Here is a 16,561-nt window from a genome sequence, read left to right as displayed (position 1 = left end):
GAGCAATCGAAATCGTCTTATTGCCTCATAGGTTGTTGAAAACGCCATAACACAAAACTAATCTTCTCAGGAAGATGCATGCAAAGGCGATAGTTCGCCCTCCACCCTCACGGCAACACCAGCAGCACCGGCGCCGCCGTCGCCAGCACCACATCCCTGATCGCGCCGTCCGGCAAGACCAGGCTCGCCTCGCCCGTCTTGCGGGCGCGGTCGAGCCTGGCAAGCAGCTGGCGGCCGTCGGCGAGGCCGCAGATCGACAGCGCGCCGATCGCGCCGGGCTCGATGCCTTCGGCGGGTGCGAAGAGCAGCACCGTATCGTCCCACATGCTGAGCGCGCCGGCGCGAGCGCGCACCTGGGCGGCGGCGATCGGGCGCTCGCACCTGCCGGCAAGCGCCAGCCGCGCCCTGTCGAGCACCGGCTGCGGCAGCGGCTGCGGCGCGCAAAGCGCGCCAAGCGCGCCATCCTCGCCGATCGTCGCCGAAAGCAGGATCGTCGCCCCCGCGCCCTCGCCCGGCGCACCGCCATGCCCGGCGATCCCCGCATGGTGCATGACCTCGGTCACGGCCACGCCGAGGAAGGCGGCGATCGCACCCGCCTCCTCCATCGTCATGCGCCGCCGGCCCGAAAAGGTGCGGGAAACGGCGGAGGCATCCTTGCCGAGATGGCGGGCGAGCGCGCGCAGCGATTGCCCCCTCTCGTCAAGCTGGCGGTGAAACCAGTCGCCGTCGATCTCAGCCATCGCCTTTCCCCATCCCCTGTCCGTGCATATGCGGCGTTGCTTATTTGTTGCAAAAAACGCAACGAGACGCAAGCAACCGCACCGGGCTTTTTCGCCTCAACCTTTGACATGGTTGATCTCCTGAAGTTGCAACGCAGCCCGCCCTTCCGCCGGAAAACGCCCCTCCCGGCAGCGACGGGGAAAAGATAGGTATTTTTTCCTATTTTGGATTGACGTTGCGATTTCGACAACATAATCTCCACACCAACGACAAGAGAGCATGACACGGGGGAAGATCGGCATGGCTGAGGCCAAAACGCCCTGGCAGAAAGTCGCCGCCAGATTCGCGCTGACGCCGTCCGGGCTGGCGGCCGAGCTCAAGCGCCACCGCTCCAGGATCTGCCGGGCGCTGAGAGACGAGCGCGGCCTGATCAATGGCCGCGACCAGCTGGCGCTGCTGCAGGCCGCAAGGCGCCGCGGCATCGCGCTCGCCCCCGCCGACATGCTGCCGGAGGCCGACGATGCGTAGGGAGCCGCTCTCCATGCTGGCGCAATCGGACCTGCTCGACACGCTGATCGGGCGCTGCGTCATGCATGGCGGGGCGCCCGCCGGCGAGGCGATGCTCGTCATCGACGGCCAAACCCTGGACGACCTCCTGCAGCTTTCCAACCGGCTGCGCCGCCTTGCCCTTTTCGAAGACCGCATCCGCGCCATGGTGACGGCCCGCCAATAGGCATCGGCCGCGCCGGCAAACCAGTTCGCAACGTCACCGCAATTTCAGATCCAGCGAGGATTGACATGCAGACCATTACCTCCCGCCCCGGCGCGGCAGCCGCGCCCGCCCCGCTCGCCGTCAGCAAGCCGCTGCTCTGCCCCTGCTGCAAGCAGCCCGTGAGCGCGCCCCAGCCCGAAATCGTCATCGATCACTACGGCCTGACGCCGATGGAGGGCCGCATCTTCACCGCCGTCTGGAAGGGCAAGGGCCTGCCCGTCGTCACCGAGCGCATCTTCACCGCCATGTATATCGACGATCCCGATGGCGGCCCCTCGCCGGACAGGATGTATCTCGCCTTCAAGGTGGCCCTTTGCCACCTGCGCCAGAAGCTGGAAGGCTCCGGCATCGGCATTGCCAATGTCGGCTACCGCCGCGGCTACCGGCTGGTGCTGGAAGGCAAGTTTCCCGATTCCGCCGCGCGCTAGCCGCCGCAGGCGCGACCCCCATGGCCGCCGCCCCGTCCGCGCCGGCCATGCTGCGATCCCGACACCATTCCTTGCAAGAGCCGCAACATGCCTTCAGACGTCGAACGGCTTCGCCGCGATGTGTCGCTGCCGGAAACAGCCGCACGTTTCGGCTGCCGGCTGCAGAAGAGCGGGCATGAACATGTCGCCCTCTGCCCCTTCCATACCGAGGATACACCCTCGTTCACCATCTTCGCCGGGCAGGACGGCATCGAGCGCTTCCATTGCTTCGGCTGCGGCGCCGGCGGCGACGTCCTGGATTTCGTCTGCCAGATCAAGGGCGTCGATCTTGCCGAAGCCATCCTCCTTCTCGGCGGCGGCGGCGACCGGCCGAATATCGCCCCGCGCGCCCCCCAGGCCCGCGATCCCTACGAGGGCATCACGCTTCTGGCCCCGCCGCCGGAGCCGATCCAGGCCGGCGCCCGCATCCGCCTCTACAATCCCAAGCGCCGGGGCGACCGCAGCGAATGGGGCGCGTTTTCGCCCTCCATGGTCTTTCCCTACCGGCAGGCCGACGGCGCCCTGACCGGCTATGTGCTGCGCCACGATCTCTCCGGCGGGTCCAAGGAAACGCCGATGGTCATGTATGCCCGGCTGCCCGACGGCAAGGAGACCTGGTGCCGCTACCCCTTTCCCAAGCCGCGCCCGCTCTACGGGCTGGAAACGCTCGGCAGGACGCAGCAGGTCATCGTCGTCGAGGGCGAAAAATGCCGCGACCGGCTGGCGGCCAGAAGCCGCCGCACGGTGCTTTCCTGGGCCGGCGGCACGCAGGGCGTCAAGCACACGGACTGGTCGCCGCTCTCCGGCCGCGACGTGGTGATCTGGCCGGATTTCGATCCGCCCGGCCTTTCGGCGGCGCAAGAGATCGCCGCCATCCTGGCCTCGCTCGGCGCTAATGTGCGGCTGACGGGCCTTGCGGAAGCGGGCGCCGCCTCCGATCTCGCGCAATTCACCCATGCCGACTGGCAGGCCGGCCGCCGGCCCCGCCGCGGCTGGGACAGCGCCGATGCGGTCGATTGCGGCTGGACCCGCCCGCAGCTCGATGCCTTCATGCGCGCCACCATGCGCGACCACGGCCCCGCCCCGGCCGCGCCGCCGCCGGCCCCGCCGCAGAAGGAAACGCCCGCGCCGGACGCGCCGCCGGCAGGCGCCGACGGCATCGACCTCATGCCGGAATGGTTTCCGAACCAGCCCTTCGGCTCCGAAGTCTGGCTGGCGCGCATCTTCAACGAACATCTGGAGAAAGCCTGCGGCGGGCGGATCGTGCGCGCCGACGGCAAGTTCTGGGCCTATGGCCCCTCCGCCTGGCGGCCCATTCCCGAGCAGAAGATCCGCCTTGCCGTGCATGCCTTCGATGCGATCGGCATCGGCCCCAAGGAAAAGCCGCTGAAGCTCGGCCGCCACATGATCGACGGCATCGTCAACGAACTCGGCACGCGTGTTGCCGATGCCGGCTTCTTCAGCAATCCCGCCATCGGCGTCAACGCGCTGAACTGCACCATCACGCTTGACGAGTTCGGCCGGGTGATCTGCCGCCCGCACGACCCGGCCGACCGCTTCCGCTTCACCATATCGGCCGAATACAACCTGCACACCGAAAGCCGCCCGCCCGAGGGCTCGCTGCTGCGCAAGCTGCTCTACGGCGCCTTCCAGGACGATCCCGACGCCAGGGACAAGATCAACCTCGTGGCCGAAATGCTGGGCGCGGCCGCCTTCGGCCTTGCCACGCGCCTGCGCCAGCCGAAGGCCTTCATCCTGCTCGGCGAAAGCGCCAGCAACGGCAAATCCACCATCGCCGCGCTCTTTCGCGCGCTGCTGCCGGAAGGCGCCGTCTCCTCCATCGCGCCGGCCTTCTTCAGCGACGAGAAGCGCATCATCAATCTCGCCGGCAAGGCGGCAAACGTCGCCGACGAGCTGAGCGCCGGCGCCATTGCCGGAGAGGAGTTCAAGGCGGCCGTGACCGGCAACCCGATCGAGGGCCGCAGCCTCTACAAGGATGTCGAAAGCTTCGTTCCGCGGGCGCTGCACTGCTTCACCACCAACACCCTGCCGCGCTTCAACGGTGGCATAGACCGGGGCCTGCGCCGCCGCCTCGTCGTCGTCCAGTTCAACCGCAGCATTCCCGAAAACGAGGTCATCCCCGATATTGCCGAGCGCATTGCCAGAGAAGAGCTGGAACTGCTGCTCGGCCTTGCCGTTTCCGGCGCCCAGCGGCTGAAGCGCAACGGCGGCTACACCATTCCCGAAAGCTCCAGGGAGGCGCTGAACGCCTGGCTGCTGCTCGACCCGGTCAACGAATGGTTCGATATCCGCGTCGAGCCCGCCCCGGAAAGGCCGGCCGGCGGCTGGCTGCGCACCGCAAAACTCTTCGAGGATTTCCGCCGCTGGGCGATCGACCAGGGCTACCGCGAAAGCTTCCTGCCGCCCGTCAACACCTTCTCCCAGCGCCTGAAATCCATGCCCAACGTGCATCTGGTGCGCTTTTCCGAGGGCATGGTGGCCCAGGGCGTGGTGCTGAAGGACAGCACGGCTGCCGGCGCGACCTATGCCGACGTGTTCTGATTGCCCCCAGGCCCGCCATGCCACGGCCGCAACCTTTGCCGCCGAAAACTGGCCGCCACGCCATCGACAAAGGACCGCGGCATGACCAGCGCCAATTTCCCCGAATGCCTCGCAATCACGCTCGCCTCCGAAGGCGGCCTCTCGCTGGAGCGCACCGACCCCGGCAACTGGACCGGCGGCAAGGTCGGCAAGGGCACGCTGAAAGGCACGAAATACGGCATCTCCGCCGCCGCCTTCCCCGCACTCGACATCGCCAACCTGACGCTTGACGACGTCAGGCCCATCTACAAGGCCAGATACTGGGACGAAACCGGCGGCGACACCCTGCCCTCGGGCTTCGACCTCGCCGTCTTCGACTACGCCGTCAATTCCGGCCCCGTCCGGGCGCTGCGCGACGCCCAGACCGTGATCGGCACCCCGGCCGACGGCAAATTCGGCCCGGCCACCCGCGCGAAGGCGGCAACCGCCGGCGTCGGGGAAATCAAGGCCCTTTGTGCAAAACGCCTGAGCTTCATGCGCAGCCTCGCGATCTGGAAGACCTACGGCAAGGGCTGGTCGGCGCGCGTGGCGAAGGTCGAGGCCAAGGCCGTGGCAATGGCGCTGCGCACCCGGCCGGGAACGGATGTGAAGGCCGCGCTGGCGGACGAGGCCGGCAAGGCGGAAAAGACGGCCGGCACGCTGCGCAAGGCCGGCGCGGCGATTGCGGTCTCGGCCTCGGGCGGCGCGGGAACGGGCGCGGTTCTGCCGGCGCAGCCCAATCTGGTGGTGCTGGGCGGGCTGATGCTGGCCGGGCTTGCCCTGGCCGTTATTCTGGCGGTCAAGGCGCTGCGCCAGAAGCAGCGGGCCGAGGCGTACCGGATCGTTTCCGCGCAACAATGAAAGCGCGATAATACCGACCGGATATCCGGTCCTGTCGCAGCCGGGCGCCTTCGCCTGTCGCGGCTGCCTTCGTTTCGCGCCCTTCCGCCAAGGCTCCGCCAAAGCGGCCGATCCTGCGCAAGCTGCGCGCATTCCGGCAATATGCCTGCTCCCTTCAGGCGGGAGCAGGTCTTGCCTCATCCCCTGCCGTCATTGCACATGGTCGGCTCGTAAGGGTAGCTGTACCAGGCCTTCATGATCGACCAGCTTTTCGGCACCGGCTCGGCATCCTTCGGATCGATCCTGATGGTCTCCATCTGCCCGTTGGGCTTTGCGACCTCGACCATCACCGCCTTGAACTGGTTGCCGTTTTCCAGAACGTGCGAGGACCAGGTCAGGGCCGTCGATCCCTCGGTAATCTTCGGGAAATAGTTGGTATCCGTATCCCACCAGTGAACCTCGTAGCCGTAAATATTGGCCCCGTCGCGCGAGCAGCCAACGGTGAAGAAGCCGTCGCCGCCCGGAATGGTCCGGTCGAGGAACTCCCGGGTCTCTCCGCCCGGAGACTTCGTGATGCGGCACATCACGATGTTCACGGGCTTTGCGCTTTGCGGCACGATAACGTTGGTGCCGTTTCCGTTGCATGTGCCCGATGTCAGGATGGTCGGAATTCGCCACGTTCCGCTCGCCGGATCCTTGGTGTGGATCGGGATCGACATCTTGTCGATCTCTATGTCGACCTCCTCCTTGCCCTCCTGCGCAGCAGCCCCGGCGACAAAAACCAGCATGGCGGCACAGGCCGCCAGTCCGGTCTTCCCAATAGAATTCACGTATGTCTGCATAAACTCCCCCTCAATCTTCGATTGCGGGGAAATCCTTATCGATCCCTATGCGGCGCGCATCACCCGTTTGCAGTACGACAACCCGAACGGGACCGTAAAAACCTCTCGGCTTTCGGTGGAACGCCCGCATCCGGCCGGCAGGACCGGCACGCGGCCGCGTTGACAGCCTGCAGCGCCCGCCTGCGCAGACAACCCGTAAAACCCGGGCCGCCTCAACTGCCCCCCATGGCGGCTCTCGCCCACATGCCGCGCTGCGCCTCCGGTATGAGATCGATCCTGTTCAGCTTCATCGTTATCGAGCAGGCCTCTTCATCGCTAAGCTGGGCGGGGTTCGAAACCTTGCGCATCTCCTCCTGGGTCACACCCAGACGCTGCGTGGCGATCTGCACGATGTCCTCGGCGGCCAGCCTGACGGTCTGAGGCGCGCGCGCCTTCCCGTCCTCATAGGCCAGGCGCTTGCTTTCCAGATATTGCCACACGCGCTCCTTGACCTGCGGAATGGCCTGTGCCTTCGGCGACTGCATAGCGACAAGATCCTTGCAGCCCTGCGGATAGTAGCGCGCAACAGCCTCGACGAGCGCAGCCATCTTCATCTGGACGTCGATCGCCGCGGCATCGCTTGCCCGCGCCAAGGCGGCATTGCCGTATTTCGCCACGATCGCAGCCGTCTGTTGGCGCGGATCGACCTGATCTCTTGAGGCAAACAACTGCCGCGCTTCATCCTCGTGATCCATGAAGATCGCATGAACAAAGGGATTGATGCCGGCGAGAATCCGCATCTCCTGTTCGAAGCCGTCGGCCTGCGCTTGCTGGGCGGCCGCGCCCGATGCGGCCTTCGCAGCCGCGGCAGGCCTTTGCCTCTCCGGAACAGGACCGAGCGAGAGCAATGTCCTGCCCCAATCGCCCTGCAGATTCGTCGGCACAGCGCCGACGTTATAGAGTTTCTTTGCGATCGAGCACATGTCTTCGTCGCTCACGCCATTGGGCGCTGCTAGCGCCTTTCGCACGTCCTCCGGCGTTATCCCCAGATATTGCGTCATGAGGGCGTATGCGGCGTCGTCGGACATCAAGGGCACCGGGCTGCGCAATTTCCCGTCGTGATAGGCATTGGCTTTCGCACGCCGGTCATCCATGCGACCGTTGCGGACTTCGACAATGGAATACCAATCAGGCATATTGCCGGTGAAAAAATACTCGCAACCCTCGGGATATTTGTCGGCCACGATCTCGGCAAGCGCGGCCGTCTCGTTCATGACGGCGATGACGGCGCTGTCGCCCGCGCGCGTGAGGGCGGGAGTGCCATAGGTGGCGATGACCGCCGCAATGGTTTTCCTCTGTTCGGGCGATTTCTGACGCGACGATTGCGCATGGACGTACAGTGCGACATCCCTGTGATCCTGATAGATGGCCTGCAGATAAGGGTCCATCAGTCCGGTCAACCGGATGACCGTATCCAGAGTATCTTCCTCGGCATCCTGCGCGATTGCGCCGGATGCGAGAAACGAGACGGCAGCCAGCAGCGACAATAATCTTTTCACGAAACCTACCCCCAATATATGGCAACCGCGACAGCAGTCGCAATCCAAACGCTTTTTCTCACGCATACACCCCGAACGATTGCAATTCTTCTAGAGCATTTCCGGCGAAAACGGAGTCGCCTTCAATGCTCTAGCTTATTGTTTTCCCCGCAATTCCGGACGCAAACCGGTTCCCACTTTTGCTGGAATTGCTCTAGGTGTGAACTTTCAGGCTGTCCACGACCGTCAGGATAGACGGTAAAAAAAAACCGGAGGAACGCGCGCCCCGCCCCTCATGTGCCGGGCGGCAAACCGGTTGCGCCCGCCCGGCAGTTGCCGGGACCCTGTCGGCCCGTCAGCTATCCAGCTTCAGCGCCAGTTGCTGCCCGCCGAACACCTTCAGCACATGTTTGTTGATCGGCCGCATCGCCTCGATACGGCGCTGTTCTTCCCGCCGGCGCGCCTCGTGGCGCTCGCGGTCTGCGCGCAGCTGCGCGGCAAAGGCCATGGCCTTGTCTGCTGCTCCTGAATAACTCGGGCTGGCTGCCATCGAACTCTCCATCAGAACATGAGAACGTTTATTTGTTCTTATTTTGTTCTCATTTTCGGCGAAGTCAAGAGCGGTCGTTTCAGGGCAATGCACGTGGGGAGATCCGGCGCGAAAAGAGCGCTGCCGCCGGCGAAGTGAGGAAGCGCCAAGTCTCTGGCGCGATAAAACTATTCTTTCGTCTGCAGCCAGATCATGGCGAAAGACATGAGGCCGCACAGCGTGGCGATCAGAAGCAGCTTGTCCATCGAAATCCTCCTGTTTGCGGCAGAAACGCGGCAGGAGGATTTTGGTTCGGTTCCGGCATCGTCCGGGCGGCCGTTTCTTCTATGCCGGCCGGATCACCGTCATGATAACGATATTGCCGGCCTCGTCGCGGGCGCTGTCCGTCGTGGCGATCACCTTGCCGTCGAATTCCGCCTCGGCTTCGGCGAAGGCATCCTTCACCAGCCGCAGCGTTTCCAGATAGGCGCTGTTGTCGCGCCGGGGCATTGCCAGCAACGCCTTGATGCCTGCGCCGTCCTCGGCCATGAAGCGGATACTCCTTCGCGCCCGGCCGGAAAATGCCGGGATCGTCCGCCGCTGCCATCGGGCAAAACCGCCCGCCGGTCAAGGGCGCGAGATCGCCCCGGCAGGCAGGAGCCGCCGCCCGCACGCGCCCGTCTCGCTTTCTCGCCGGGCCTCATGTATAAGCCCTCGTCCCGCCGGGCCTTGCAGGATCGGGCCTTGCAGGATCGGGCCTCGGCCACGACATGAGACGACGGGACCGGACGAAAGAAGATTTGAGATCATGACCACGGCAAAGACGGCAGCGACAGAGGCAGACCAGCGCTATTTCAAGGCGCCGGTCTTTGCGGTCGCGCCGATGATCGACTGGACCGATACCCATTGCCGCTATTTCCACCGCCAGATCAGCCGCAACGCCGTGCTCTATACGGAAATGGTCGTCGCCGACGCCATCATCCACGGCCCGCGCCAGCGCCTGCTCTCCTTTAACGGCGAGGAACACCCCGTCGCCCTGCAGCTCGGCGGTTCCGATCCGGCCAAGCTTGCCGAGGCCGTGCGCATTGCGCAACCCTACGGTTACGACGAGATCAACCTCAATGTCGGCTGCCCCTCCGATCGCGTCCAGTCGGGCACCTTCGGCGCCTGCCTGATGCTGACGCCGGACACGGTGGCGGACTGCGTGGCCGCCATGAAGAAGGTCGCCACCGTTCCCGTCACCGTCAAATGCCGCATCGGCGTCGACGAGCAGGACCCGGAAACGGCCCTGCCCGCGCTGATGACCCGCGTGCTCGATGCCGGCGCCGACGCGCTCTGGATCCACGCCCGCAAGGCCTGGCTGAAGGGCCTCAGCCCCAAGGAAAACCGCGAGATCCCGCCGCTCGATTACGAGATCGTCTACCGCATGAAGGCGCGCTTCCCCGATGTCTTCATCGGCATCAACGGCGGCGTGCAGACGCTGAACGAGGCAGAGGCCCACCTCGCCCATGTCGATGGCGTCATGCTCGGCCGCGCCGCCTATCAGAATGCGGCGATCCTGGCCGAGGTCGATCACCGCTTCTACGGCGCCCCGGCCTCCGAGCCGGACTGGAACGGGCTGCGCGACCGCATGATGGCCTATGCCGCCGGCCATATCGCCGCCGGCGGCCGCCTGCAGCACATTGCCCGCCACATGGTCGGCCTCTTCACCGGCCTGCCGGGCGCGCGCCGCTACCGCCAGATCCTCTCCACCGACGCCGCAAAGCCGAATGCCGGCCCGGACGTGATCGCCGCAGCCTTCGCCGCCGTCGATTTCTCCGGCGCCGCGCAGGCCGTCAGCGCCTGAGCGATCCTTGCCTGCGCGGCCAAATCCAGCAGCATGTCGGACCGGCTGCCGGCGCTCAGTCGCCGGGGTGCTTGAATTGCTCCAGCCTCATGTGGCGGGCGAGCGCATCGGCCAGAAGCGCGGGCTGCCGTTCCCCGGCCATGATCAGGCGCACGACCTCCGTCATGGCGGCGCGTCCATGCAAGCTGTCGATCGAGGTCTTGTGCGTGGAACACCAGTCGCGCACGGCGGTCGTGGCGATATCGATTTCGTCGTCTTGTAACGAAAGCAGGTTGATGAGGGACATCGTGGTTCCTCCCGTTGCGGCAAGAGCACGTATGATCTCCCAAGCGGCCTCCACCGTTGTGTTTCGGGACCGATGAGGCTGTAATTAGGGCGATTGCCTCGCAATGAAAGGCCGGGCTGCGGAAAGGGAGGAGGGAAGCTGCCTTCGCCGGGGCGATGCGCCACATCAGACTGGACAAGACATGCCGATCAGACACGCCACCCGGAACGATTTCGCCGCGCTGCGCGCCATAGAGCTCGCCTCCTTCGAAACGCTGCGCGCCGCCGGCGCCGTCAGCGGCGATCCGGCGGCCAGCACGGATGAAGAGCTGCAACGCTATCTCGACCACGCGCTCCTCTACGCCGCCTGCGATGCGGCCGGCGTCCCCGTCGGTTATGCCGGCGCCTGCGTCGAAGACGGCGCGCTCCATATCGGCGAGATGGACGTGCATCCGCGCTGGCAGAAAAAGGGCCTCGGCCGGCGCCTCATGCTGACGCTGCTGGACGAGGGCCGCCGCAGGAAGCTCGCCGAGGCGACGCTGACGACGGATCGTTTCGCCCCCTTCAACGCGCCTTTCTATGCGTCGCTCGGCTTCCGCCTCCTCGAAAGGCAGGAATGCGCCCCGCGCCTGCAGGCGATCCTCACGTCCGAGGCGGACAAGGGCCTCGACCCGGAAAGGCGCGTCGCCATGGCTCTCGCCCTCTGACGAAGCGGGCCGGGAGAGCGGCAATGGCGGTTCGCCCGCCCGATCGTCGCCACGACGAACGCCCGCAGCCCTTCACAACCGGGAGGCGGCGCTCTACTTTCCCTGCCGCGGCCTGAAGCCAGGCTCGCCGGCCGCGCCTCAGGGCGGCCTTTATGGGGGGAGGCAACCAGCATGAAAGATGTCGTCGCTTTGGTGACAGGCGCAAGCCGCGGTGTCGGCCGCGGCATTGCGCTCGCCCTGCTTGCCGAGGGCGCCACGGTGCATGTGACCGGCAGGACGCGTTCGGAAGCGCAGGCCGGGCTGGAAGGCGCCAGCCGGGGCTCGCTGGAGGGGCTGGAGCAGGAGGCCGCAGCACTGCCCGGCCGGCTTGTCGTCCACCCCTGCGACCACAGCGACGATGCCGAGACCGCGCGCGTCGCCGAAGCGGTCAGGGCCGGCAACAGGCTGGACATCCTGGTCAACAACGCCTGGCCCGGCTATGAAAACATGGTCGAGGACGGCGATTTCACCTGGCCCCGCCCCTTCTGGGAGCAGCCCGTCTGGCGCTGGGAGGCCATGATGGGCACGGCGCTGCGCGCGGCCTTCCTGACCTCGCGCGCCCTGGCGCCGGTAATGGTTTCGGCAAGGCGCGGCCTGATCGTCAACATTTCCTTCTGGGCGGCGCAATTTTACGACGGCAACGCGATCTACGGCATGGCCAAGGCCGCCGCCGACAAGATGGCCGCCGATTTCGCCCATGACCTGCGCCCGCACGATGTCGCCGCCGTCGCGCTCTATCCCGGCCTCGTGCGCACCGAAGCCGTCATGCAGAATGCCGGCTATTTCGACCTCTCCAATTCCGAATCGCCCCGCTTCATCGGCCACGTCATCGCCGGCCTCTGGCGCGATCCGGCGCTGATGTCGAAATCCGGGCAGGTCCTGGTCGCAGCCGAACTCGCCCGCCAGTATGACATTGCCGATGTCAACGGCTACCGGCCCGTTCCCCTCACCGCGGCGGATTTCGCCAAGGGCTGACCGCACATGCGGCAGCGTCCCGCCCCCTCACGCCGCCACGAGCAGCAGCACATAAGCCACGACCGTCACCATCAGCCCGCGAAAGGCGATCGTCACGAAGCGGTATTTGCTGCGCGCGATAAGCGAGAGAATATCGGCATTCTCCACATATTGGTCGAAGAGATAGCGCTCGTCGCGGCGAACGGCCGCCTCGAAAAACGTCTCGCGATGCTTCGGCCACGCGCCCCAGAACATGGATGTGGACCGGTCGAGCCGGCGCGGCAGCACAACGAGAATGGCCGAAAGAATCGAAAACACCGAGGCTGCCGCCAGCAGCCCGGAAAAGAGAATGGCCTGCGGCGTGCCCTGCGCGTAGCGCGTGAAGGTGAAGACCGCCCTCACCTCGCTGGAGCTGACAAGAAAGGCGAGCATGAAGGTAAAGATATAGGCGGCCTTCTGGTCCGATATCTTGATCTGGTCGTAGAATACGTCGTTGATTTTCTTGATATGGTCGAAATACTCCGCGCCAATGTCCTCGCTCGATGGAGAAGCGGAAGGCAGTTCCGCATAACTTTCGAATTCACTCACTAAAATACCCCCTGCTGAAATAGTGTTTCCCCAATATTACACTTGGGCCTTAAAGCAAGAACACGTGTGCATCCAGCTTGACTTTTACACTGCGCTTGGCCAAAGGGGAAAAAGATGCGGGGGGTGTCTGGAATGTCGGGGCTTAAATCTTATCTGTGCGCGAGTACATCTCTTGCGCTCACATCTTTTATACTTGCACTACCGGTTGCAGCCGAGCCTGTTCAGCGCCCGACCCCGGTTGCAGGTTCCGTCATTGCCCGCAAGACTGGCGAGGAAGTGCGTTTCGTCGATGTCAGCAACTGGCGCGTCGTCGATCTCAACCAGGACCTGCTGGATGGCGACGTGCTGCGCACCAACGCCACCGGCCAGCTCGCCATCCTCTTTTCCGACCACACGCAGATCCGCCTCGGCCGCAACTCCGCCCTGCAGGTCAAGAAGATGTCCGCGACCGGCGACACGGTCCTCAACCTGCAGTCCGGCACGATCTGGGCGCGCGCCCAGCGCGGCGGCCAGGGCCTGACGGTCGAAACGCCCGCCGCCGCAGCCGCCATCCGCGGCACGGACTGGACGATGACGGTCGACGGCGCCAAGACCTCGATGATCGTGCTGGAAGGCCGCGTCTCGCTCTCCAACGCGCAGGGCAGCGTCGATGTCAACCAGGGCGAAGGGGCCGTGGCCACCATCGGCCAGGCGCCGCACAAGCTCATCAGCGTCAACCCTGACGACCGCGAGCAGATGCTCTTCTATCTGGACCTGCGTGACGGCTTGAGTGTGCCGACTTCGCCGTTGCGGGCCGATCGCATGGCAGCGGAGCGCCGCCGCCTGCTGGCTCTGCCTCCGGAGCGCCGCACAACGGAAGATTGGCTGGCGCTTGCCGAAGTGCAGAGCGCCTTCGACGGCCGCCAGGCTGCAGCTGCAACGTTGCAGAATATTCGCGGCCGCAAACTGACAACAGCCCAGCAGGCCCGCGTCGATCTGCTCGACGCCACCATCGCCGGCTCCGAAAAGCGCTACGGCGACGCCGCCAGGCTCTTCCAGAAAGCGCTGCCGCATCTCGACCCCACGCGCCGCAACATGGCCCAATATGGCGGCTATTTCGCCCGCTCGCTCGCCGACCCCTCCCATGTCGAATCGCCACCGGCCACCACAACCGGCCCTTATGGCGCGCTCATGCAGGCCTATACGGCAGGCTTTCTGCAAAACCCGCGCGCAGCGATCGACGTCCTCCGGAATGCGGAACGGCGCTACCCTGATGATCCGACCCTGCCGGCTGTCCGCGCCTCCTTCTCGCAGCTCATCGATGACCGCGAGCAGATGAAGGAAGCGATAGAACGCTCGCTGGCGCTCGACCCGGATCATCCGATGGCGCTCTCAGCCCGCGCCGAATACAAGGCAGCCTATGAAAGTGATATCAACGGCGCACTTGCGGACCTGAACCGCACCATCGAGCTTGCCCCCGGCGCATCGAGCGCGCTGAATTGGATCGGCATTCTGCAGAGCTCGCGTGATGCCAACGGCGAGGCGGAAGAGGCCTTCCTCAAGGCAATCGCGCTCGATCCGCAAGATCCGGTAGCGCATGCCAACCTCGCCATCCTCTATCTCGATCAGGCGCGCATGAAGGAAGCCAAGCGCGAGATCGATGCGGCCCTCGCCCTCGAACCAGACTTCAATATCGCACTGCTCGCCCGCGGCCGCTACTATCTGCAGACCGGCGAGCGCGACAAGGCGCTGGAAGACCTGCTTGCCGCCAGCACGGCCAATCCGGCCTATGTGGGATCGCAGGTGATGCTTGCGGCCGCTCACTACGAGAAAGGCGATCGCATAGCTTCAGAACAGGCGCTCGATAATGCTGATCGGCTCGACAAAAACTCCCCCGAAATCTCTGCCTTCCGCACTGCGGTCGCGATCGACGATTACGATGCCGATGGCGCCATCGCCAACGCGCAGGAATTCCTGCGCCGCTCGCGCGCCCGCGGAGGCGATTACAGCGGACTCGGCGCCAATGCGAGCGCCGGCTCGACGCTGAACAACGCCTTCCGCCTGCAGGGGCTGGATGCCTGGGGCCGCTACTACGGCGATGCCGTCTTCGATCCGTTCAGAGGCAGCAGCTATATCGACCAGTCGATCAAAGGCAGTATCTTCCCCTTCGTCAACGCGACGACCTTTAGCGATGACAACGTCATCCAGAACCGGGGCAATGCGTCGAGCTACTCGTCCTTCATCCAGGGCCTGTTGCTCTCGCCGCACATGCTGTCCGGTCGTTCGCGCGCTGCGACGCTGTTCGACGTGCCCTTCATCGAAGGCTCGCTCGGCGGCGGCATCAACAGCGTCGACGGCCATACGCGCCGTACCGGCGAGGCCGAAATCCAGGGCTATTCGAATTCCACGATTCCGATCAGCTTCTACGGTAACCTCACCTGGGAGGAACTGGCGCTCGACGGCGACTTCAGCGACTTCGGCGGATTCGGGCTGGACAAAAAACTCCTCACAGGCAATGCCTACCTGACGGCCACGCTGACGCCGGATGACCGTATCGTCAGCTTCATCAATCACGGCAAGAGCTACGGGCCGCTCAATGGTCTGACGAAGAGCACGGCATTCACCGACCGCCTGAATGAAGAATTCTTTCTGCCGCTCGGCCTTGTAATACCGACGTTGAATCTACCCCTCTACCAGACCAGATATGATGAGGGTGAGACGACGATTGGCGGCATCGGCTGGAGCCACACTTTCGGGTATCGGAACGTGCTCAATACCGCGCTCCTCTATTCCGAGGGCAAGGCGAAAAGCCTCTTCGATTATACGTTTGACATCGCACCTGCGGGTTCGACTCCAGATCTTGTCCCGTTCATGGAAATGAGCGTGGAGAGTGCTTACAAGACCTATATCGCCGCTGTCAGCCATAGCATCGGCGACGACACGCTGACCTGGCGATACGGTATCGAAGGCGGATGGATCGACAGCAGCGGCAAGTCAATAACTCATTTCGATCCCCTCGTGCCGGGCCTCGTGCTCGTGGACGAGGAGACGATTGGTCCGGACGACGAGAGCAGCCGCGTCAACATCGGCCGAGCCTATATCGACCTCCTTCATGAGATCACGCCTGACCTGAAGGGCGAGTATGCGTTGTTCGCCACACGACTGGAAGGCGACGGTACCGATGTCAGCCGGCTTGAACCGCGTTTCGGCCTCGCCTGGGAACCCGCGCAAGGCCAATGGCTGCGCGCCGCTTTCATGCGAGGAGGCCTCGACACGGGCGTACCGTCGCTGGCGCCGGTCGGCATTCTTGGCCTGCAGGCGAACCAGTTCTCGGTCGGTGCAGAAGGCTACGCCGATACGGTTGCCCTGCAATGGGACGCCGAATGGACGGAGCGTCTGTTTACGTCGGTTGAATACCAGCATCAGGAATTGCATGATTTCTCGATCGGTCTGCCGATCACCGGCCTCGGAAGAATCGACAGCCTGACCTACGAGCGAGGCAGCATCGACCGCGCCGCCGTCACCACCAACGTCGCGCTCGGCAACGGCCTCGGCCTCTCGGCCACATACGCCTATATGGATTCCGAGAATAAGGACCCGGCAGCCTTCGATTATCATGGCGACCTGCCTTTCATTCCGCAAAACTCCGGCCAGATCGCACTGATCTGGGTGAACGAAGCGAAGGTCAAGACCACCATCGCCGCAAACTATATCGGCGAGCGCGTCGGCGACCTGGCCGGCACGAAACTCGACGATTACTGGAGCCTGGACGCCCATCTCATCTGGGAACCTTTCGACAAGCGCATCGCCCTCGAAGCCGCCGCCTACAATCTGCTCGACGAAGATTTCGAAGTTCTGACCGGCACGCCCGGCTGGGGCCGCGCCTTCAAGGGCAGCCTGAAGATCCGTTTCTGACG

16 protein-coding genes are annotated in these 16,561 nt (G+C 64.6%); 9 read left to right on the top strand and 7 right to left on the bottom strand.

The window, feature by feature from the left end; all coding sequences use genetic code 11:
• Positions 1-107 precede the first annotated feature (107 nt).
• Positions 108-740: a helix-turn-helix domain-containing protein gene (locus ACU8HS_RS18360; RefSeq protein WP_447014864.1), complete on the bottom strand. Its 633-nt coding sequence runs from the start codon at positions 738-740 to the stop codon at positions 108-110.
• A gap of 280 nt (positions 741-1,020) precedes the next feature.
• Between ACU8HS_RS18360 and ACU8HS_RS18355 the strand changes: the two genes are divergently transcribed.
• From ACU8HS_RS18355 to ACU8HS_RS18335, 5 genes are all read left to right on the top strand, one after another.
• Entirely contained in the window at positions 1,021-1,248 is a 228-nt protein-coding gene (locus ACU8HS_RS18355) for a hypothetical protein (protein WP_112566710.1), read from the top strand.
• On the top strand, positions 1,241-1,453 hold the full coding sequence (locus ACU8HS_RS18350; protein ID WP_112566713.1) for a hypothetical protein: 213 nt from the start codon (positions 1,241-1,243) through the stop codon (positions 1,451-1,453). The genes ACU8HS_RS18355 and ACU8HS_RS18350 overlap by 8 nt, the downstream gene beginning before the upstream one ends.
• A gap of 65 nt (positions 1,454-1,518) precedes the next feature.
• Entirely contained in the window at positions 1,519-1,920 is a 402-nt protein-coding gene (locus ACU8HS_RS18345) for a helix-turn-helix domain-containing protein (RefSeq protein ID WP_113413677.1), read from the top strand.
• Between the two features lie 87 nt (positions 1,921-2,007).
• Positions 2,008-4,521 (top strand): CHC2 zinc finger domain-containing protein, encoded by a 2,514-nt coding sequence (locus tag ACU8HS_RS18340; protein ID WP_447014863.1) that lies wholly within the window; start codon positions 2,008-2,010, stop codon positions 4,519-4,521.
• An 81-nt stretch (positions 4,522-4,602) separates the two neighbouring features.
• Positions 4,603-5,400: a glycoside hydrolase family 108 protein gene (locus ACU8HS_RS18335; RefSeq protein ID WP_447014862.1), complete on the top strand. Its 798-nt coding sequence runs from the start codon at positions 4,603-4,605 to the stop codon at positions 5,398-5,400.
• Between the two features lie 176 nt (positions 5,401-5,576).
• Here ACU8HS_RS18335 and ACU8HS_RS18330 read toward each other — a convergent pair whose 3' ends face one another.
• From ACU8HS_RS18330 to ACU8HS_RS18315, 4 genes are all read right to left on the bottom strand, one after another.
• A complete protein-coding gene (locus ACU8HS_RS18330; protein ID WP_162758031.1) occupies positions 5,577-6,209 on the bottom strand; it encodes a hypothetical protein in 633 nt (210 codons plus the stop codon).
• A gap of 224 nt (positions 6,210-6,433) precedes the next feature.
• Positions 6,434-7,825 (bottom strand): hypothetical protein, encoded by a 1,392-nt coding sequence (locus ACU8HS_RS18325; RefSeq protein ID WP_447014861.1) that lies wholly within the window; start codon positions 7,823-7,825, stop codon positions 6,434-6,436.
• Positions 7,826-8,093: 268 nt separating this feature from the next.
• Positions 8,094-8,288 carry a hypothetical protein gene (locus ACU8HS_RS18320; RefSeq protein ID WP_112706271.1) on the bottom strand — a complete coding sequence of 65 codons (195 nt, stop codon included), beginning with the start codon at positions 8,286-8,288 and terminating at the stop codon, positions 8,094-8,096.
• Positions 8,289-8,612: 324 nt separating this feature from the next.
• Positions 8,613-8,816: a hypothetical protein gene (locus ACU8HS_RS18315; protein WP_112571537.1), complete on the bottom strand. Its 204-nt coding sequence runs from the start codon at positions 8,814-8,816 to the stop codon at positions 8,613-8,615.
• Positions 8,817-9,075: 259 nt separating this feature from the next.
• Here ACU8HS_RS18315 and dusA point away from each other — a divergent pair, with 259 nt between their 5' ends.
• Entirely contained in the window at positions 9,076-10,113 is a 1,038-nt protein-coding gene (gene dusA, locus ACU8HS_RS18310) for a tRNA dihydrouridine(20/20a) synthase DusA (protein ID WP_112571535.1), read from the top strand.
• Between the two features lie 55 nt (positions 10,114-10,168).
• On the opposite strand, the gene ACU8HS_RS18305 is transcribed toward dusA, so the two are convergent.
• Complete coding sequence (locus tag ACU8HS_RS18305; protein WP_112571533.1) at positions 10,169-10,399, bottom strand: hypothetical protein; 231 nt, start codon at positions 10,397-10,399, stop codon at positions 10,169-10,171.
• A gap of 181 nt (positions 10,400-10,580) precedes the next feature.
• Here ACU8HS_RS18305 and ACU8HS_RS18300 point away from each other — a divergent pair, with 181 nt between their 5' ends.
• Together ACU8HS_RS18300 and ACU8HS_RS18295 are read left to right on the top strand one after the other, a co-directional pair.
• A complete protein-coding gene (locus ACU8HS_RS18300) occupies positions 10,581-11,084 on the top strand; it encodes a GNAT family N-acetyltransferase (protein WP_447014860.1) in 504 nt (167 codons plus the stop codon).
• A 171-nt stretch (positions 11,085-11,255) separates the two neighbouring features.
• Positions 11,256-12,098, top strand: coding sequence for an SDR family NAD(P)-dependent oxidoreductase (locus ACU8HS_RS18295; protein ID WP_112757826.1), 843 nt, complete (start codon positions 11,256-11,258; stop codon positions 12,096-12,098).
• A 27-nt stretch (positions 12,099-12,125) separates the two neighbouring features.
• Here ACU8HS_RS18295 and ACU8HS_RS18290 read toward each other — a convergent pair whose 3' ends face one another.
• The gene (locus ACU8HS_RS18290; protein WP_447014859.1) at positions 12,126-12,665 is read right to left on the bottom strand and encodes a Pycsar system effector family protein; all 540 of its coding nucleotides are present in this window, start codon (positions 12,663-12,665) and stop codon (positions 12,126-12,128) included.
• A 132-nt stretch (positions 12,666-12,797) separates the two neighbouring features.
• On the opposite strand from ACU8HS_RS18290, the gene ACU8HS_RS18285 reads away from it, so the two are divergent.
• Complete coding sequence (locus ACU8HS_RS18285) at positions 12,798-16,559, top strand: FecR domain-containing protein (RefSeq protein ID WP_447014858.1); 3,762 nt, start codon at positions 12,798-12,800, stop codon at positions 16,557-16,559.
• Positions 16,560-16,561: the final 2 nt, after the last annotated feature.

It is taken from the genome of Rhizobium sp. KDH_Rht_773_N, assembly GCF_052946295.1.
Note: the sequence above shows the minus strand (reverse complement) of the source record. Positions and strands in the feature narration are given on the sequence as shown.